15 protein-coding genes are annotated in these 19,390 nt (G+C 58.9%); 9 read left to right on the top strand and 6 right to left on the bottom strand.

The genetic code is table 11. The features are described from left to right. Positions 1 to 193: 193 nt before the first annotated feature. The 4 genes from FKG94_RS03455 to hexR form a co-directional block, all read right to left on the bottom strand. Positions 194 to 523, bottom strand: a complete 330-nt coding sequence (locus tag FKG94_RS03455; protein WP_218943423.1) for a YdbL family probable chaperone protein — start codon at positions 521 to 523, stop codon at positions 194 to 196. 12 nt (positions 524 to 535) lie between these two features. Further along, on the bottom strand, positions 536 to 733 hold the full coding sequence (locus FKG94_RS03450) for a YnbE family lipoprotein (protein WP_218943422.1): 198 nt from the start codon (positions 731 to 733) through the stop codon (positions 536 to 538). 127 nt (positions 734 to 860) lie between these two features. Continuing rightward, positions 861 to 3,401 (bottom strand): intermembrane phospholipid transport YdbH family protein, encoded by a 2,541-nt coding sequence (locus FKG94_RS03445; protein WP_142902799.1) that lies wholly within the window; start codon positions 3,399 to 3,401, stop codon positions 861 to 863. Positions 3,402 to 3,488: 87 nt separating this feature from the next. Next, entirely contained in the window at positions 3,489 to 4,334 is an 846-nt protein-coding gene (gene hexR, locus FKG94_RS03440) for a transcriptional regulator HexR (RefSeq protein ID WP_142902798.1), read from the bottom strand. A 207-nt stretch (positions 4,335 to 4,541) separates the two neighbouring features. On the opposite strand from hexR, the gene pgl reads away from it, so the two are divergent. Together pgl and edd are read left to right on the top strand one after the other, a co-directional pair. Continuing rightward, positions 4,542 to 5,255, top strand: a complete 714-nt coding sequence (gene pgl / locus FKG94_RS03435) for a 6-phosphogluconolactonase (protein WP_218943421.1) — start codon at positions 4,542 to 4,544, stop codon at positions 5,253 to 5,255. A gap of 26 nt (positions 5,256 to 5,281) precedes the next feature. Further along, a complete protein-coding gene (gene edd, locus FKG94_RS03430; RefSeq protein ID WP_142902796.1) occupies positions 5,282 to 7,093 on the top strand; it encodes a phosphogluconate dehydratase in 1,812 nt (603 codons plus the stop codon). 275 nt (positions 7,094 to 7,368) lie between these two features. On the opposite strand, the gene glk is transcribed toward edd, so the two are convergent. Next, positions 7,369 to 8,343: a glucokinase gene (glk, locus tag FKG94_RS03425; RefSeq protein ID WP_179957474.1), complete on the bottom strand. Its 975-nt coding sequence runs from the start codon at positions 8,341 to 8,343 to the stop codon at positions 7,369 to 7,371. Positions 8,344 to 8,786: 443 nt separating this feature from the next. Here glk and FKG94_RS03420 point away from each other — a divergent pair, with 443 nt between their 5' ends. The 4 genes from FKG94_RS03420 to FKG94_RS03405 all read left to right on the top strand — a co-directional run bounded on the left by FKG94_RS03420 (position 8,787) and on the right by FKG94_RS03405 (position 13,557). Continuing rightward, the gene (locus FKG94_RS03420; protein ID WP_179957473.1) at positions 8,787 to 10,409 is read left to right on the top strand and encodes a sodium:solute symporter; all 1,623 of its coding nucleotides are present in this window, start codon (positions 8,787 to 8,789) and stop codon (positions 10,407 to 10,409) included. Between the two features lie 122 nt (positions 10,410 to 10,531). Beyond that, on the top strand, positions 10,532 to 12,031 hold the full coding sequence (zwf, locus tag FKG94_RS03415) for a glucose-6-phosphate dehydrogenase (RefSeq protein WP_142902794.1): 1,500 nt from the start codon (positions 10,532 to 10,534) through the stop codon (positions 12,029 to 12,031). 25 nt (positions 12,032 to 12,056) lie between these two features. Further along, positions 12,057 to 13,070 carry a LacI family DNA-binding transcriptional regulator gene (locus FKG94_RS03410; RefSeq protein WP_142902793.1) on the top strand — a complete coding sequence of 338 codons (1,014 nt, stop codon included), beginning with the start codon at positions 12,057 to 12,059 and terminating at the stop codon, positions 13,068 to 13,070. 28 nt (positions 13,071 to 13,098) lie between these two features. Beyond that, entirely contained in the window at positions 13,099 to 13,557 is a 459-nt protein-coding gene (locus tag FKG94_RS03405; protein ID WP_142902792.1) for a regulatory protein RecX, read from the top strand. 11 nt (positions 13,558 to 13,568) lie between these two features. Here the strand turns inward: FKG94_RS03405 and FKG94_RS03400 are convergent, their stop codons facing one another. Then, positions 13,569 to 13,937 (bottom strand): hypothetical protein, encoded by a 369-nt coding sequence (locus FKG94_RS03400; RefSeq protein ID WP_142902791.1) that lies wholly within the window; start codon positions 13,935 to 13,937, stop codon positions 13,569 to 13,571. An 81-nt stretch (positions 13,938 to 14,018) separates the two neighbouring features. Here FKG94_RS03400 and FKG94_RS03395 point away from each other — a divergent pair, with 81 nt between their 5' ends. The 3 genes from FKG94_RS03395 to FKG94_RS03385 all read left to right on the top strand — a co-directional run bounded on the left by FKG94_RS03395 (position 14,019) and on the right by FKG94_RS03385 (position 19,348). Further along, positions 14,019 to 16,190 carry a type I secretion system permease/ATPase gene (locus tag FKG94_RS03395; RefSeq protein ID WP_142902790.1) on the top strand — a complete coding sequence of 724 codons (2,172 nt, stop codon included), beginning with the start codon at positions 14,019 to 14,021 and terminating at the stop codon, positions 16,188 to 16,190. Beyond that, positions 16,180 to 17,574, top strand: coding sequence for an HlyD family type I secretion periplasmic adaptor subunit (locus FKG94_RS03390; RefSeq protein ID WP_246124898.1), 1,395 nt, complete (start codon positions 16,180 to 16,182; stop codon positions 17,572 to 17,574). Before FKG94_RS03395 ends, FKG94_RS03390 begins: the two co-directional genes overlap by 11 nt. A gap of 478 nt (positions 17,575 to 18,052) precedes the next feature. Continuing rightward, a complete protein-coding gene (locus FKG94_RS03385) occupies positions 18,053 to 19,348 on the top strand; it encodes a TolC family outer membrane protein (protein ID WP_246124895.1) in 1,296 nt (431 codons plus the stop codon). The last annotated feature ends 42 nt before the right edge of the window (positions 19,349 to 19,390 follow it).

Genomic DNA, 19,390 nt, shown 5'->3' with positions numbered 1-19,390 from the left:
CATATCCCGTGGATCTGTCGGCCCATTTGTCCTCGTGGGCCTTAGTCTAAACCGGCGCCTGGCTGATGCCAGAGTTTAAGCCAGGTTGCAATCGCAACCCTGGTTTACAGGTGCATTCCTGGCACAGTTAAAATGCAAGCGCAGTTAAAATCCGGGCTAAAAAAAACGCCAGCGGTTAGCGCTGGCGTTTTTTTTACTTCTTCACCCATTTACCGCCGGCATCCTGGTAGTAATGCCCTGCTCGAGTCTGGCTGACGGCGCGCTGGTAAAACCGGGCGGCTACCTGCTCGATGGTAATATTGTTGTTGCCGGCGGTGGCGGCAAACTTCGCCTTGCGCTTGTTGTTGACCTCCTTGACGACGGCCTTGACCTCAGCACTGGCCGGTTTTACCACATAGCCCACGTAACCGTCGTTGCGTTCACCCACCAGGCCTTTTGCCTTGGCCTCTCTGAGGTCCAATGCGAAAGCTGAATTCAGGCCGACAACCACTAACATCAGTCCGAGGAAAAATTTCTTCATCATTGCATTCACCCCTTAGAACAGCTCGCTGTCTTCTTCAAATAGTTCGTCGAGTTCCTTATCCACCTTGACGCGAATTTCGTGCTCGATTTTAACATTGAGATTGATCTCAATGGGCTTGTCGGGTACCGCCACCTGCACGGTGGGTGTACAGGCCGTAACCCCCAGTAACAGGACGACTAGTGGCAAGGCAGTGAGTGTGGTTCTAACCATAATGGTGTATCTCATCCAATTGTTGAATTCGATGTTACGGTAGCGAAGATTAACATTAGCTGAACATCCGTGGCCAGAGGGGAACCTCCCCAAGAGCGGGCACGAACAGTCACCGGATTGGCCGCCGTCAAGGGTTGCCCAACTGGTTTTCAAAAAAGTCCGACACTGTTCGACTGACTCTGAGGCTGCGCAAGGTGTCCAGGGCGTTGACCTCTATTTTGGGATTAAGTTTGATCGGCTGGCCGTTATTGAGGTCCGGGTTAACGCCGTACATGCGGTTGGCCAGTACCATCCAGCCGTCGGGTTGATAGCGGATTTGGGTATCCAGGGTGGAATAGTGATAGTTGCTAAGTACATCGTAGGCGAATTTGGTGGTGGGGTTTTCCGCAATGGCCTGCAGCGTCTGCGGGTCCGGGTGGTAAGCCAGCACCCCGCCCGGTTGCAGGGCGCCGAGCTGGCCCTGCTCCATACGCAGGCCGTCGGGGCCGATCACAAACGGCAATTTCCCGCTGACCTTGCCGCTGGCCGAGATATCCTCAGACGCGGTGAGGCGCACCAGTTCCCCCAAATCGATGTTGTCGATGGCGACTACGGCATTGGTATCCCCTTGGCCGGGCCGATACACAATATCCGCGGTCGAAACCTGACCGCCGAGCAGCGCCGCTTGCAGGCGGTGCACCTCGAGCTGCGGCGATCCACTGTCAAAGGAGAAACGCGCAGCCAGGTCTGTCACCGGCAGACCGATATCCAGCAGGCCTATATCGACCTGAGCGGGTTTGACGCTCACCCAGGGACCGGCGGCTGTGAGTTGTGCGGCGAGAGTGCTGTCGAGGTCGGTGAAGGCATAATCTTTATAGTAGCCGGCCAATTTTCCGAGTTGCTGGTCCAGGCGGCCCGTCAAATGCCAGTCGGCGTCGGCCTGGCGCCAGGCCAGTTGTCCATTCATAGTCCAGTCCCCGGCCAAGATATCCAGTTGCAGTGGCCAGCGGGAAAAGTGTCGGGATAGCTTATTGGCTTTTTGATCAAAGGGGATTGTGGCTGAGCGCAGCTCGGCACTGCCGGTCTGCTTGAGAAGATGGTGATCGACCTCGATGGCGATCAATGGCCTGGCTGTATCGCTGTTCAATGAGGCTGCCAGCGTCAGCCGGTTGTCACGTGCCGCGATGTTGCCATCGACAGCGAAACGGGGCAAGGCGTGGTCTGGTATGTCAACGACAATGGGTGAGGCTGAGAAGCCGGCTTCGAACGCCAGGGTTTCGGCTTGGTTAAGCTGTAGATCGTCGAGGATCAGCTTACTGGTCAGGGTGTTGCCTGCCTGGGTGAGATCGGTGAGGTCCAACTGCAGGCGGTCGGCATTGAGGGCAACCGCGCTGGTGGCGGCATCAAAGGAAATATGGAGTGCGGACGGGGCACTTAACGCCAGGTCGCTAACGACGACATCCCGGTGTCGCAACTGCTGTGCCTGCAGTAATTCGGTGCTGGTCACGGTTGTGTCGATATTATTGCCGATAATTGTCAGGGTTCCCCGGGTGCCGCCGGTGATCGATTGGGCTGTGAAATCGTGCACGGTAAACTCAGTGGCGCTGAACGCCAGATCGAGATTCCCGCTGCAATCAACTGTCTGCCGATAGCGGCAGTGGATATTGTCCAGGTGCAGAGCCGAGGTCACCCGATCGCCGGGAGCCGACGCCGATATCTGCAATGCCGGGATATCGATCGCCAGAGACAACACGTCCTCCTGCCGGGCACTGAGTGTTATCGGCCGATTCACTTCGACCCGGGTAGCAAAGGCGGGCACCGGCAGGGTGGCATCGGTATAGCCGAGGTTGATATCCAGCGCCGGTGTCAGGGTGATTTCGAGTCCGTCTTGCAGCGCTGTATCGAGGTTATCGGCAATCGTGGTGTGCAGGGAAAGGTCGAGTTTGCCACGGGCGTCGCTCACTGCGGCGACGGCGGGGAATGGGTGCCGCAGTGAGTCCAGTGCTTCGTTCCAATCTTCCTGCATCACTGTCAGGGTTATCTGACTCAGATAGCCCGCTGCGGTGTATTCGAGATCGAATGTCGACAGCAGCAGCTCGTCATTGTCACGGCGCAGTTGCAGTTGGCCGCCCAGCTCCGCCGCCGCCCCCGGTGCGGCAGTCGTTTGCAGAGCCAGAGTCAATAAGAAGTTATGGTGTCTCGCACGCAGTTGCTGGCCGTCGTTACTGCGGCGCCACTGCAGTTGCTCCGCCACCGGTTGTTGCCCCCAGGTTATCCGGGTCACGTTCAGGCCCTGCAAAGGCAGCTCGTGCAGGGTGCGGATCAGATCGCTGACAAGCAGCGGCGCTTCGGCGTCTGTAGCGGTCTGGCCGCCGGCCTCTGAGGGCAACCAAAGATGATCGATCGTAATTGTCTCGAGACGCCCGTCAGGGAGTGAAAACCTGGCTTCAATACCGCGCAGGCGAATTGGCTCCGGAAAATTGTCGGGGCGCAGCGCCAATTCCTCCAGACGCGCGTACTCCCAGTGCAGCTCCAGTCCCTGTAGTTGCTCCAGTGTCAGAGACGTGTCAGCCAATGCCGTCTCAACCGCCAGTTTCGCCACCGTCTGGCGCAAGGCGAGGAGTAAAATCAGTGCGACAAAAATAAGCCCGATAAAAATCAGGCTCGCGATAGTCACTTGTTTCTTCACAGTGGCGTCCAGCGGGAGTATCGGCGAATTGTAGCAATTAGAGAGAGGTGCGGCGCGGAAAGTTCGGCGCCGTGGACGGGGAGGCCGCTATTTATCGGTTTTGGTTGCCAGCAGACTTTCCTTGACCCGCCGCAATCGGGGCGCGATCCGGTCTCCCAATTGCAGTGCAACACCGGTGGCCAGGATATCGACCACTGCCAGAAACGCCATGCGGCTGGTCATGGGCGTGTAGAGGGTGGTGTCCTCCCAACTGGTATCGACAGTGATGGCGTGCTGACAGCGGGCGGCCAGGGGAGAGTCCGGAGCGGTAATCGCCAGGCACACGGCGCTGCTTTGGCGGGCGATCTCCGCCACCTCCAGCAGCGCGGTGGTGCGTCCGGTAAACGACAACAGCACAATTGCCGTATCGCCCTCCGCCGTGGCGGCGGCCATCCGTTGTTTCAGGTTGTCCTCGTAGGCGATGACAGGTTTTCCCAGGCGAAAGAACTTGTGCTGTGCGTCCTGGGCGATAGCGGCGCCGGCGCCCATGCCGTAGATTTCCAGGCGCCGGGCCCGGGTCAAGGCGGCCACTGCCTGCTCCACTGCGCTGCGGTCGATCTGGGTTCTGACCGCTTCCAGCCCGGCCTGGGTCGCATCGATCAATTTATTGATATAGCCGTCGGTCGAGTCCCCCGCTGAAACCGCCCGCGACAGATAAGGGGCGCCGCGGGCCAGGTGTTGGGCGAGCAACACCTTGAACGCGGGAAACCCGCTGCAGCCCAGACTGCGACAAAAGCGTGCCACCGTGGGGTCACTGACCTGGGCCCGGCGCGCCAGGCTGGCGGTGCTGGTGTGGATAACCGATGCCGGTTCGGCCAGCACTATCTCCGCGATGCGCCGCTCGGCGTTGCTGAGGGTCTGCAATTGGGTTTGCAGTGTTTGCAGTATGCCCATAAACCGACTTTCCGGGTTTTCCACCTGGTTGATAAAGCGCTTAGTGTTATCTAAATGTAATTTAATTACAATATCTACTTGTTAATATCGCTGAAAAGCGCGAGAATTCGTAATTAAATTACAGTGTCTCTAGTGTTTTCCTAATCAGCCGCTCTTTATATGGGGGCAGACTTAATTCAACCTTTTGATAGAAAAAAGAGTATTGTCGTGACTAGTGCAGTGGAACCCGCGGTATCCCTTATCAAACACCCATCCACAGCCCAATTCGTGCAGTCCGTTACTGCCTGGGTTGCCGATCAGTTGCAGCGCGCCCTCGCCGAGCGGGGCAAGGTCAGTCTGGTGGTCTCCGGGGGGCGCACCCCGGCCCCCATTTTTGCAGCCCTGGCGCAACACCACCTGCCCTGGCAGCAGGTCACCGTGTTGCTCGCCGACGAGCGCTGGCTTCCCCATGACCACCCCGAGAGCAATGCCGGCCTGGTCCGGCAGCACTTATTGGTGGGACCGGCGGCCGCGGCTACCTTCATACCCTATCCCTACAGCGGAGATATAGCGGCTGATGCGGCCAGCATGGACCGGCAGTTGGGGGAAATGGAAGACGCTTTCGACATCGTCTTGCTGGGTATGGGTGATGACGGCCATACCGCATCATTGTTTCCCTGTGCGCCGGAACTGGCAGCCGGCCTGGCGGGTGAGCCGGCCCGGCACTGTCTTGCGGTACATCCCACGTCGGCACCCCATGCGCGACTCTCCATGACTCTGCCGAGACTGTTACACAGTCGCAATATCGCCCTGACCCTCAAGGGTGACAACAAACTGAAAGTCTACGAGCAGGCACTGGCAGGGAGCGAGATCCCGGCGCTGCCGGTCAGGGCCGTCTTATTTCAGCACCAGGTGCCGGTGACCGTGCACTGGTGTTCCTGAGAACTTAATTAGAGGAGGACAGTGATATGCATCCAACTGTCGACGCCGTCACCCGGCGCATCATCGAGCGCAGCCAGTCCCGGCGCAAACGCTATCTGACCTTGATGGAGAAAAGCGCCCGCGACGGCGCCCAGCGCGAGGTACTCAGTTGCGGCAACCTGGTACACGGGTTTGCCGCTTCGCCGGCGGCGGACAAGGATCGCCTGAAAGGCTACCAGGCACCCAATGTGGGTATAGTGACCGCCTACAACGATATGCTGTCTGCCCACGCACCCTACAAAACCTACCCCGACCAGATCAAGGTTGCGGTGGCTGAAATGGGGGCCACCGCTCAGGTGGCCGGCGGCGTGCCGGCCATGTGTGACGGGGTGACCCAGGGGCAGCCGGGTATGGAGTTGAGCCTGTTCAGCCGCGACCAGATCGCCCTGTCGACCGCCATCGCCCTGTCCCACAATATGTTCGACGCCGTTACCTGCCTGGGCATTTGCGACAAAATCGTGCCGGGCCTGTTGATCGGTGCCCTGCGTTTCGGCCACCTGCCGGTGCTGTTTATTCCGGCCGGGCCTATGGCGACAGGGCTGCCCAACAGTGAAAAACAGCGGGTGCGGAAACAGTATCGCGCCGGCGAAGTGGGTTATGAGGCGCTGCTGGAGGCGGAGTCAAAGTCTTATCACAGCCAGGGCACCTGTACTTTTTACGGTACCGCCAACAGCAACCAAATGTTGATGGAAATGATGGGCCTGCAGTTGCCGGGTTCCTCGTTTGTGCATCCGCAAGATGAAATACGCCCGCTGCTGACGGCCGCGGCGGCCCGCATCGCGGCGCGTTCCACCAAGCTGAGTATCGAGTACCAGCCGCTGGCGGAGGTGGTGACGGAAAAAGCGCTGGTCAATGCGGTGGCGGGCCTGTTGGCCACCGGTGGCTCCACCAACCATACCCTGCACCTGGTCGCCATTGCCCGGGCGGCGGGCATAGAGTTGCAGTGGCAGGATATTGCCGAGCTGTCCGAGGTGGTGCCCTTGTTGGCACGGGTGTATCCGAACGGTGATGCCGATGTCAATCAGTTCCATGGGGCCGGCGGCATGGCGTTGATCGTGCAGCAGTTATTACAGGCCGAACTGGTTCATGACGATGTCAAGACAGTTGCCGGTCCCGGGCTTGAACGCTATGCGCGCGAGCCACAACTCGATGGCGAGGCGTTGACCTGGAAGCCGGTAAATCCGCAAACCCGCGATCCGGGTATCATCGCGCCAGCCGGGCAGCCCTTCCAGGCCAGCGGGGGGATCAAAGTATTGCAAGGCAATCTGGGACAGGCGGTGATCAAGATTTCCGCCGTACCCGAGGCCGACTGGGTGGTGGAGGCACCGGCGCGAATTTTTCACTCCCAGGCCGCGCTGGAGGCGGCGTTCTCCGCGGGTGAACTGGACGGCGATATGGTGGCCGTGGTGCGCTTCCAGGGACCCCGGGCCAACGGCATGCCCGAGCTGCATAAATTGACGCCGACGCTGGCGGTGTTACAGGATCGCGGTTTCAAGGTTGCACTGGTCACCGACGGGCGTATGTCCGGCGCCAGTGGCAAGATTCCCGCCGCCATCCATGTGACACCGGAAGCCTATGCCGGCGGCCCTATCGCCAAATTGCGCGATGGTGACCTGGTGCGCCTGGACGCCCGCGACAGCTCACTTGAGGTATTGGTCGATGCCGGGCAGTGGCAGGCGCGGGAAGCCGTTGTCGACGATGAGAGAGAAACTGCCGGCCTGGGCCGCGAATTGTTTGCCTCGATGCGGGAGCGTGTCAGCAGCGCCGATACCGGGGCCACGTTGTTCACGGAGCTTTAAGCCGGTTGTTGAACCGGTGGGCTGTAGCAGGCGGATAATCTGCACGCGGGCATCAAGTCTATTTTCGAGGTTGGTTTTTTAATGCAAACCACGGGTACCTTTTGTGCCCGTACAAGCTCGCCTGATTTTCGCTCGATCTCGCATCTGTCGGTTTTACCGGCGGGGAAAAAAGGGCGCCCTTCCACTCGAAAGTGGGGGCGCCCTAACACGAAGATCGCTTGAGGGAGACAACTTCGGCCCGGTCGCTGGCAGTTGCTGACGATGCCGGCAAGCCGTCAGGTGATAAACGTCTCCAGCCAGGCCGCGCAACCGATGAGTGCAGCGTTATCCGTTTTGATCAGATGCAGCGGAATGTGCGAGGTAAACGGAGTCATCAGCCCTTTGTGTTGGAAACGCACCATAAAATCGGTGCGACTTAGAAAATCTTTCAGATGCGGCACTATGCCGCCACCGATAAAGACGCCGCCGCTGGCGTAGAAATCCAGTGCCTTGTCCCCGGCAACACCGCCCAAAACATTGCAAAACAGCGTCAGCGCCTCGACACACAAGGGGTCTGTACCGGATAACCCCGCCGCGGTGATCTCGTTGGGTTTTTTCGGTGTCGGTGTGAGGCCGGCCAGTTGCGCCAGGCCGCGGTAAATCGTCACCAGGCCGGCACCGGACAGCAGGTCTTCGACACTGACATAATCCCGTTCCCGCCGCAGCAGTCCCAGCAGTTCCAGCTCCCGGGCATCGCCCGGTGCAAAGGCGACATGACCGCCCTCGGTGGCGAGGATTTCGTAACCACGGCCGGTGGGTTTCAGCGCCGAGGCGCCAAAACCGGTGCCGGGGCCCATCAGGGCGAAGGTGCCCTGCGGGTCGGGGGTACCGACAAACAGTGTTTCTATATCAGTGGCGGCGAAAAAAGGCGCCGCGTAGGCCATGGCAGCCCAATCATTAAGCACTTTGACAACCTTGATGTCCAACTGTTGGGCCAGGGCGTCGCCGGCACACCGCCATTGGCGGTTGGTCATCTCAATGATGTCGTTGCTGACCGGGCCCGCCACCGCCAGGCAGGCGTACTGCGGCGATTGTGTGTCTCTATCCAGGCGCGCGAGATAGGCCCGCACCAGAGCACCGGGATCGGCAAAGTCGTCGCATTTAAGTGTGTGTTGGGCCTGGATATGAAAGGCGCCCGCCGGTGTTTTACGGGCGAGGCCGAAACGGGCGTTGGTGCCGCCGATATCCGCTACCAAGAGGAGAGCGCCCATAAGTCCTGCCATCCCACTTTTATTCTGATTGATAACAGCGGATGCTAACCTCAATTGACAGCGCTGTCAATTGAGGTTAGCCTAGATCGTCAAAATTGCCGGGCCCAATGCCGCACGAGGTGTAGCGGCGGCGTGAATAGCATTATTCGCGCACGATTCGCCGGAGCGACGCCACCGTCCGGGACGGTCGTATACCGCGTGGAGCGATCGTTTGGAAAAGCGGTGGCAGGGGAAACGACTGTGTAGAAGCCTGATTGTTTGGAAGACCGATTAGTTATAAGTCCGAACAACTAGAAGAAGAGAACCGAGCAACACAGTGACTCGATAAAAAGCCCTCCGACCAAGTACCGCCGCACAAAAAGCGATGGACGGCTGTACAAAAAGGACGGCTTTACAAAAAGATAGAACAACAAAAATAACTGACAATGACCCGGGAGGACGCGATGAACACGCTGGTCGGTTTGGATTGGATGGTGGTGGGCGCTTATTTTGCCCTGGTGTTCGGGGTGGCTTTTTGGTCCGGTTACCGCGAGCAAGCTCAGGAAAATACCGAAGCGTTTTTTCTCGCCGGCAAGAATGTGGGTTGGTTTATTATCGGCGCCTCGCTGTTTGCCTCCAACATCGGTTCGGAACACCTGGTAGGGCTGGCAGGGGCGGGTGCCGCCGGCGGAGTCGCGGTGGCCCAGTTTGAAATTCTGGCGGGCTTGATCCTGTTGTTGCTGGGCTGGGTGTTCGTGCCCTTTTACCTGAAAAGCGGCGTGTTCACCATGCCGGAATTTCTCGAGCGCCGTTATTCTTCCGGACCCCGCCTGTACCTGGCCATCATTTCCATCGTCGGCTATGTGCTGACAAAAATCTCCGTCACTATTGCCGCCGGCGGTATCGTGTTTGAAACCCTGATGGGTATCGACTTTTGGACCGGGGCATTGATCGTGGTGGTGGCCACCGGTATCTATACCGTCTGGGGCGGATTGCGTGCCGTGCTTTACACCGATACGGTGCAGATGTTCGTGCTGATCGGCGGGGCTATCGCCGTCACCGTTATCGGTCTGCAGGAAGTGGGCGGTTGGCGCGAGCTGCAGGTGCAGGCGGGCGATGACTATTTTGACCTGTGGAAACCACTGAGTGACCCGGAATTTCCCTGGACCGGTATTTTGTTTGGCGCGCCCATCCTGGGGGTCTGGTACTGGTGTACGGATCAATTTATCGTGCAGCGGGTACTGTCGGCCCGCGATGAAGACAATGCCCGGCGCGGCACCGTGTTCGCGGCGTTTTTGAAGCAACTGCCGCTGTTCATTTTTGTGGTGCCGGGCATTATCGCCTATGTGCTGTCCAAGTCTGGTCAGTTGCAGATGGAGCAAGCCGACCAGGCCCTGCCGGCGCTGATTGGTGCGCTGCTGCCGGACGGCTTGCGGGGGCTGGTGGTTGCCGGGCTGCTGGCGGCGCTGATGAGTTCCCTGTCATCGGTGTTCAACTCCTGTTCCACCCTGATTACGTTTGATTTGTATAAGCGTCTCCGGCCCCAGGTCGGCGAGCGCCATCTGGTTGTGGTCGGGCAGATATCGACACTGCTGCTGGTGGGGTGCGGATTGCTGTGGATACCCTTTATGGAATTGATTTCCGGGCGTCTGTTTACTTACCTGCAAAGTGTGCAGGCCTATATTTCACCGCCAATCGCCGCCGTGTTTTTGATCGGTATTATGTGGCGTGGCGCCAACGCCCGCGGCGCGATTGCCGCATTAGCGGTGGGATTTGTGCTCGGTATCGGCCGCCTGGTGCTGGAAATGAACAAGGCGTCGCTTGACGGGGTCTGGCTGATGCTGGCCAGTATCAACTTTCTGCATTTCGCCATTATCATTTTTATCGCCTCGGTGATTGCCCTGGTTGCAGCAAGCCTGACTGCCGCCGCGCCCTCCGCCGAGCAGTTACAGAACCTGACGTTCAGCGCCGTGCCGCAGCGCCTGACCGGCACCGAGCTGGACGGGGTCTGGCGCAAGCGGGACAAACTGCTCAGCATCGCGCTGCTGGTGCTGATCGCCTGGTTGTGGTGGTATTTTTCCTACTGAGTCTTTTTCGGATTTTAAGGCTGTTAGAAACAGCTAAAAGCTATACAATATTGCCCGGTGGTAAGTGTGTTTTGGTTAGAATGACAGCGCTGTCTTCAGCGCTACGGCAATGGGGTACAGGTATGACTCAGGAAGTGGATATAGTGATTTTCGGCGGCATGGGCGATCTCTCGCTGCGCAAGTTGCTGCCGGCGCTGTATCGGTCGGAGCTGGAACATCGTTTCAGTGACAACAGCCGGATTTTTCTCACCTGCCAGGGCGATGCTGATCGCGGCCGGCGCCAGCGGCAGGTCGAGCAGGGGCTAAAAACCTATTTGTTGAGCGGCGAGTTTAACGAAGACCTGTGGACCCGCTTCGCCGAGCGCCTGCACTACGTCGATCTGGATATCAATGATTTGCAGGCGGGTTGGACGCAGTTTGCCGAACGTCTCGATCAACACCGCGCCTGCGTGCGGCTTTTTTATCTCGCTATTCCGCCCAGTCTGTTCGGGGTCGCCTGTAAACATCTGGCAGAGACACAACTGGTTACGCCCGAGTCCCGGGTGGTGGTGGAGAAGCCGCTGGGTTACGACGGCGCCTCCGCCAATGCCATCAATACTGAAATTGCCGCGTTTTTTCCCGAGTCGAGTATTTATCGCATCGACCACTACCTGGGCAAGGAGACAGTGCAGAATCTGCTGGCATTGAGGTTCAGCAACTCGCTGTTCGAACATCTGTGGGACAGCAAGACCATCGCGCATGTGCAGATTACCATTGCCGAAACCGTGGGCGTGGAAGCCCGTGCCGGTTTTTACGATAAAGCCGGCGCTTTGCGCGATATGGTACAAAACCACCTGTTGCAGTTGTTGTGCCTGGTGGCGATGGAGCCGCCCCACAAACTGGATGCCGAGAATATTCGTGACGAAAAACTGAAAGTGCTGAAGGCGCTGCGTCCCATCACCGGCGACCAGGTTACCGCCTTCACCGTGCGCGGGCAGTATGTCGCCGCGGAGGGCCCGGCTGGCGAACACCTGCCGAGTTACGTCGATGAACTGGGGCAGGGGAGCACCACTGAAACCTTTGTCGCCATCCGCGCTCATATCGACAATTGGCGCTGGGCCGGCGTGCCCTTTTACCTGCGTACCGGTAAGCGTATGAAGGAGCGCTTTGCCGAAATCGTGGTGCAGTTCAAACCGGTCTCCCACGCCGTTTACGACAGCCCGCTGGCCAACTCGCTGGAGCCCAATCGCCTCAATATCCGCCTGCAGCCGGAGGAGGGTATCAAGCTGACGTTGATGACAAACAAGTTCAATGCCGAGCGCGAGGGGCTGAAACCGGTGGCGTTGAATTTGAACTTTGCCGAGACCTTCAACTACAAGGCAGGCGATGCTTACAAGCGCCTGTTGATCGATGCGATCGACGGCAATCCGAGCTTGTTTATCCACCGCCGCGAGGTCGATCGGGCCTGGCAGTGGGCCGACCCGATTGCCGAGGCCTGGGCGCGGGGTTACAGTCCCTTACATATCTACCGCGCCGGCAGTTGGGGGCCCCGGGCTGCCGACGATCTGCCGGCGGCGGATGGCAACCGTTGGTTTCAGGCATTAGAGCACGACGGCTTGAGCGCGATAGCAGACACGGGTTGACAGCCACGAGAGGTAAACAGAGGCAATGCCCAAGGCGACGATTGACGATGTGGCCGGCCTCGCCGGCGTTTCCATTAAAACCGTATCCCGGGTGGTCAACGCCGAGCCCAATGTGCGTCAGGCGACCCGTGAGAGAGTGCTCAATGCGGTGCGCGCGCTCAACTACCGGCCCAACGCCTCCGCCCGCAGCCTGGCGGGCGACAGGTCCTACCTGATCGGTTTGCTGTACGATAACCCCAGTGCCAACTATGTGACAGACCTGCAATACGGTGTCCTGGCAGCCTGCCGGGAACAGCATTACGACCTGTTGATTCATCCCTGCAACTATAAACACTCGGGTATTTGTGAGGAAGTTGTCGGTCTGGTGGCGCAATCAAAAATGGACGGCGTGCTGCTCACGCCGCCGCTGTCCGATACCGAAACGGTGGTGGCCGCACTGCAGCAGGCGCGGATACCCTTCGTCAGTATTGCCCCCCGGCAGTCGGACGAGGGCGCCGTCTGTGTCGCCACCGACGACCACCAGGCGGCGTTTGCCATGACCGAGCATTTGATTGCGCTCGGCCATCGCGAGATCGGTTTTATCTCCGGCCACCCGGATCACCGCGCCATGGCGCGGCGTCTTGAGGGTTACCGCGAGGCGCTGCGGGCATTCGATGTGCAACCACAGCAGCATCTGGTGGTGCAGGGTTACAATTCGTTCGAGTCGGGAGAAGCCTGCGCGCGACAATTGCTGCTGCGAAAAGAACCGCCTTCGGCCATCTTTGCCAGCAATGACGATATGGCCGCCGGGGTGATGATGGTGGCCCACCAAATGGGCATTGCCATTCCTGCCGGCCTGTCTGTGGCCGGCTTCGACGACACGCCTATCGCCCGACAAATCTGGCCGCCGCTGACCACCGTGCAACAACCCATTAAGGCTATGGCGGAGACGGCGGCACAAATTCTTATCGGCCGGCTGCGCGGTCAGACAGAGATCGATACGGCGCCGGTGATCCCCTCGCAGTTGGTTATCAGGCAGTCCACCGCAGTTTTACCATAGCAGTATCGAGCAGGAGGCCAGGCGTTACATGACAGAAGACCGGGAAGCCAGGGACATACGCATTGCCGCCATGAATCTGCTGGCCCGCCGCGAGCATGCCCGCGCCGAACTCTTGGCCAAACTCTCGCGCCGCTTTAGCGACGCGACGGCGGTCGCCGCCGCCGTCGAGCAACTGGCGGCCGAGGGGTTACAGTCCGACGAGCGCTTCTGTGAAGCCCTCGTGGCGATGCGCACCCGCAAGGGGCAGGGGCCGGTGCGGATTCGGCTGGAGCTGCAGGAACGCGGTATTTGCGCTAATCTGATTGACAGCCACCTCGATGAAAGTGACTCGGACTGGGTGGAGCTGGCGCGCGAGGTCTATCGCAAACGTTTTGGTGCTGCCGTTGCAACGGACACAAAAGACCCAAAAGACCGCGCCCGGCAGATGCGGTTTTTGCAGTATCGGGGGTTTACCGGCGAACAGATCCGACGCGTGCTGGAGCGCTGATACGGCGCTTATCAGAGGGACTCACTGTCGTCGAGAAAGTTTTCAATACTGTCTTGCAGGGACGAACGCAGCTTTTCCCGTACCAGTAATTTCTGTTGCACCGCCGCTGGCAGGTCGGTGAACAGAATGAGATTTTTGGCGATCAGCAAATGGATCAGATCCTCGGTGACCCGGGCTATCTCGGCATCTGACTCCGCCAGCGCCAGCAGCGGTGAGGCGTCGCTCTGCTCGGCGCTGAGGAACGCGACAACATCGGGGTGAGTGGCGGACAGGTGTTCCTCGTGGTCGGCCTGGGCGTGCAGCAGGGCAATAACTTTGCCGTCTGCATCGCGCTGGACGTAGGGCATGGCGGCCTCCCGATTGACAATAACTCCAGGCATTTTAGTGCAAGTTTCGTTTACAATGCCAGGAGTCGTTGACTATGCAATAATTAAGCGCAAATAAATAGAGAACGAGCCTGCATGAAACAGGAAGCTGCAAAACAAGCGCCGCCGGCGCCCGCGGATACGTTTCACGATCCGCTGCTGGAGTGCCTGCTGTTGCTGTGCAAACTCGAGCAGACCCCCTGTTCGGCGACGGCATTGACCGCCGGCCTGCCGCTTGTTGAGCAATGTCTGACCCCGGAATTGTTTGTGCGCGCCGCCGCCCGGGCGGGTTTTAGCGCGAAGATTGTAGCGCGCCCGCTCGGGCAGTTATCCAACTTGGTTTTACCGGCCGTTGTGCTGCTGGACGACAACCGTGCGGCAGTGCTGGTAGAGTTGGATGCTGAGCGCGGCGTGGCGCGGCTGCTCGAGTCCGAGTCGGGGGGCGAGCGCCGATGCAGTGTCGATGACTTGGGCCGGCACTATTCGGGTTATGCGATATTTACCCGACCGCAATATCGCTTCGACGCCCGCACCCGGGAGCTGGAAACCCGCGCCGGCAGACGCCGGCAACAGGGCCACTGGTTTTGGGGCGTGATGGCGAAGTCCTGGCGCATCTACCGCGATGTGCTCTTGGCCTCATTGCTGATTAACCTGTTCGTGCTCGCCAATCCGCTGTTCGTGATGAATGTCTACGATCGGGTGGTGCCCAATGCCGCCCTCGAAACCCTGTGGGTATTGGCCATCGGCGTGTCGATTGTGTACGGTTTCGACTTGTTGTTAAAAACGTTGCGTGCCTATTTTATCGAGGTTGCCGGTAAAAAATCGGATATATTGCTGTCGTCGCTGATCTTTGAGCGGGTGCTGGGGGCGAAGCTGGCGGATCGGCCGGCGTCGGTCGGCGCCTTTGCCAGCCAGTTTCGCGAGTTTGAATCAGTGCGCAATTTCATTACCTCTTCTACCGTGACGGCGTTTATCGACCTGCCGTTTGTCGTGCTGTTCCTGGCGGTTATCGCCTACGTCGGCGGGCCGCTGGTATTCGGGCCGCTGTTGGCAATTCCGGTGATCATCGGCTACGGTCTGTTCGTGCAGGGGCCGCTGCGGCGGGCGGTCGAGCAGACGTTCCAGTCCTCGGCGCAAAAAAATGCCACCCTGGTCGAAACCCTGACCGGAATAGAAACGGTGAAAACCCTGGGGGCGGAAGGACGCCTGCAACGGCTGTGGGAAAAGTCGGTGGGACATCTGGCGCAGTGGGGGCAGCAGACGCGAACCCTGTCCAACTCCGCGGCCACCGTCGCCGGCGCCGTGCAACAGTTCACCTCGGTGGTGGTAGTAGTGTCCGGGGTCTACCTGATCGCCGAAAAAGAGTTGACAGTGGGGGCCCTGATTGCCTGCGTATTGTTGACTTCCCGCGCCCTGGCGCCCATGGCGCAGGTCGCCAGCCTGCTGGTTAATTATCACCAGACGCAGACGGCGCTGCGGTCGCTGGACGATATCGTCAACAAGCCGCAGGAGCGCGACGCCGACCGGCATTTTATCCAACGCCCGGATGTGCGCGGCGGCGTTCAGTTTGACAAAGTCAGTTTTTGTTATCCCGGTGAAGAGGTGCCGGCGCTCGATAACGTCTCTTTTAAAATTGCACCGGGGGAACGGGTTGCCGTGATCGGGCGGATCGGCTCAGGTAAATCGACGGTGCAGAAACTGGTTATGGGCCTCTATCAGCCGCAGGAGGGTGCGGTACTGGTGGATGACATCGACATCAAACAAATTGACCCGGCGGATTTGCGCAGCAGCATCGGTTACGTGTCACAGGATATCACGTTGTTTTTCGGCAGTATCAAAGACAATATCGCGTTTGGCGCTCCCCACTGCGACGATGCGCAGATCGTGCGGGCGGCGGAAATTGCCGGACTGAATGAGTTTATCAACAGCCATCCGCTCGGGTTCCAGCGCCCGGTGGGCGAGCGCGGCGAGGCGCTGTCGGGCGGGCAGCGCCAGAGTATCGGTGTGGCGCGGGCGGTGTTGAACGATCCGCCCCTGTACCTGCTCGACGAGCCCACCACGGCGATGGATCACAGCAGTGAGGCGCGGATGTTGCGTCAACTGCACGAGCATTTGCAGGAGAAAACCTTGCTGCTGGTTACCCATAAGACATCCCTGCTGTCGCTGGTTGATCGGATTTTGGTGCTCGATCGCGGCAAGCTCCTCGCCGATGGCCCGAAGGAGTCGGTGCTTGCGGCATTGAAAAAAGGACAGTTACGTGTTGCCTGAAACCACCACCGCGGCGCCGGGCCGACTGCGCAGTTGGATCGGCAAACGGCGTTGGTTTGAAAGTCGCCCCGGGGGTCGTGAGGAGGATTTGTCCTATATGTCCTCCGCGGCGGCGGCGGTATTGCAGCAGAGCCCCAGGGGCGGCCAGCAGTTGTTGTGGGCCATTGCCGGCTTCTTTTTGATCGCCATTGTCTGGGCCGCCTGGGCGGAAGTGGACGAATTCACCCGCGGCGAGGGCAAAGTCATTCCCTCGAGCTACCTGCAAGTGATCCAGAACCTGGAGGGTGGTATTGTCGCCGAGCTGTATGTCCGCGAGGGGCAAACGGTACAACGGGATCAACCGCTGTTACGTATCGACGACACCCGCTTCGCCTCTTCGCTGCGCGAGGCAGGGGTCACTCTGGACCAGCTGCGTGCGAAGGTGGCACGCCTGCGGGCTGAAGCCGAGGGCGATACTTTTACTTCCGAGAGTCTGCCCGATATCAGCCAGTCGGTTGCCGCCCAGGAACTGGCGTTGTTTGAATCGCGGCGCCGGGAAATGCGCAGCGCCAACCAGGTGCTGGTGGAGCAGGTCTCGCAAAGGCGCCAGGAACTCTCGGAACTGCGCGCCAAGCAAAACCAGTTACAGCGCAGTTTCGACCTGCTCAACAGTGAATTGGTCATGACCCGCCCCCTCGCAAAAGAGGGCGCCATTTCACAAGTGGAGTTACTGCGGCTGGAGCGGCAGCTCAACGATATGGCCGGCGAACTCGAAGGTGCGAAGTTGGCCATTCCCCGGGCCGAGTCGAGTTTGCAGGAGGCGAGGCAAAAGCTGTCCAACGCCGAATCGGCTTTTCGCAGCGAGGCTTATCAGGAGCTGAACGAGGCGACCGCCGAGCTTTCCCGTCTCAGCGAAACCAGTGGTGCGCTCGAGGACCGGGTCGATCGCACTCTGGTACGGTCGCCGGTGGCGGGCACCGTCAAGCAATTGTTCGTAAAAACCATCGGCGGCGTGATTCAACCGGGTATGGATATTGTCGAGATCGTCCCGAGCGAGGACAGCCTGTTGATCGAGGCTAAAATAAGGCCCGCGGATATTGCATTTTTACACCCGCAACAGCGGGCTATGGTCAAATTCACCGCCTATGATTTCTCCATTCACGGCGGTCTGGAGGGCGAAGTGGTGCATATCAGCCCCGATACCATCGTCGATGAAAACAGCGAAAGCTTTTACCTGGTAAAAGTACAGACCGAGCGCGGTTACCTGGGGCCCGCCTCGGCCCCGCTGCCGATTATCCCCGGTATGACAGCGGGAGTGGATATACTGACCGGTAAAAAAACGGTGCTCGATTATCTGTTGAAACCGGTATTGAAAACCAAACAGTTGGCCCTGCGCGAACGCTAGGGCTGTTTTTTCGCCGGTCTGTCTATGCGACCAATGGTGCCGGCGCGAATCATAGCCATTTCGAGCTGTCGGTATTTTTTCCATCATCCCCGAGAAAGCTGTCGAGATATTTGTCATTGCCCTCCGCAAAACGGCAAACGGTTGTCAACAACAACCTCCCATCGTTACTTTTTCGCGGCGGGCAGTCAGGAAATTGTTACAGTTTTGTCACAACTTAACGGCTTTTAAAGACAATTAAGCCTTTTTGTGTTTCCGCACTGAGCCCTTGGCCTGATAACTGCATAGCGACAGCTAAGTCTGTCAGGCGATAAAAAATATCCAGCATTAGCCCATCCGGATATAACAAAGCAAACTTAAAACGCCGTTTTTATGCGTTATGGATATGGCGGCACCGCGTTTACGCCGGTGCCCGCGGGCATATTGAGCTATGGTGAATAATGTTACTAACGTATTGAATCGTGGGGGATTTATTTCGTCAATGACCACATTAGGAAGAAAGCTGACAAAACTTGGAATGGTCGTTTTCCTGACTTGCCTCGGCCATATTCACGGCTACGCCATGACGCTGGAGGAGGCAGTACAGCGGACCCTGGATTCGCATCCGGAAATATTGGCTGCGCGTCAACAACTCGCATCGCGGCGGGAAGAAATCGGGCAGGCCAGAGCCGGTTATCTGCCCGACCTCGATCTTGCCGCCGGTATCGGGCGGGAGGAATCCCGCTCGCCCGTTACCGACGACGAGAAGGTTCGCCTGACGCGGCAGGAAGCCTCGATCCAGGCGCGACAGTTGGTGTTTGACGGCTTTGCCACGCGCTCTGAGGTGGAGCGCCAGGAGGCCCGCACCGACAGTTCCCTGCACGCGGCCCGGGCCGCCAGTGAAAATATTGCATTGCGCACTACCGAAGTTTATTTGAATGTATTGCGACGCGATGAACTGCGCAAGCTCGCCCTGGAAACGCTCTACCAGCACCAGAACATTCACGATCAGATGGTATTGCGTAACAGGTCCGGTGTCGGCAGCAAAGCGGACCTGGACCAGATTACCGCACGCCTGGCGTTGGCCCATAGCAATGCAATTGCGGCGCAGAACAATCTGTTGGATGCCAGAACCAATTTTTTTCGGGTAATCGGTGCTCTACCCGATGTCGCCGACCTGTCCAAACCGAGTATCGAGCAGGCGCTGCCCGGCTCCCTGGAGGCCGCGTTGCAGAAAGCCACGGACAACCATCCGACACTGATGTCCGCCAACGCCGACATCGATGCCGCCGAGGCGCAGTACCAGGCCAGCAAAAGCACGTTTTGGCCGCGGTTGCAGTTAGAGGCCGAGAAAAATTTCGATCAGGATATCGGTGGCGTCGAAGGTGACGATGAAGCTTTAATCGTTGCCCTGCGCCTGCGGTACAACCTTTACAACGGCGGCGGCGATTCCGCGCGCCGGCGCCAGACTGCCCACCTGCGCGAGGAGGCCCGGGAGATTCGCAACAATACGCGCCGCCAGGTCGTCGAAAGTGCGCGCTTGTCCTGGAGTGCCTACCAGGCGGTGACCGAACAAATGAAGTATCTGGAGTTGCATGTGAAAGCTGCGCTCGACACCAAATCGGCCTATACCAAGCAGTTCAATATCGGCAAGCGTACGCTATTGGACCTGCTCAATACCGAAAACGAGCTGGTAGAGGCGAAGCGAGCATTGGTTGAGGCGGGCTACGACAAACTGTTTGCCCAGTACCGAATCTACAACGCTATGGGTGAGTTGTTGGACAATATCGGCAGTTGAGCCCGATTTTGCCACAACGTTTACCGCCGTGAGGCGATGTTA

Origin of the sequence: Exilibacterium tricleocarpae (assembly GCF_007004655.1) — a bacterium.
Classification (GTDB): domain Bacteria; phylum Pseudomonadota; class Gammaproteobacteria; order Pseudomonadales; family Cellvibrionaceae; genus Exilibacterium; species Exilibacterium tricleocarpae.
Note: the sequence above shows the minus strand (reverse complement) of the source record. Positions and strands in the feature narration are given on the sequence as shown.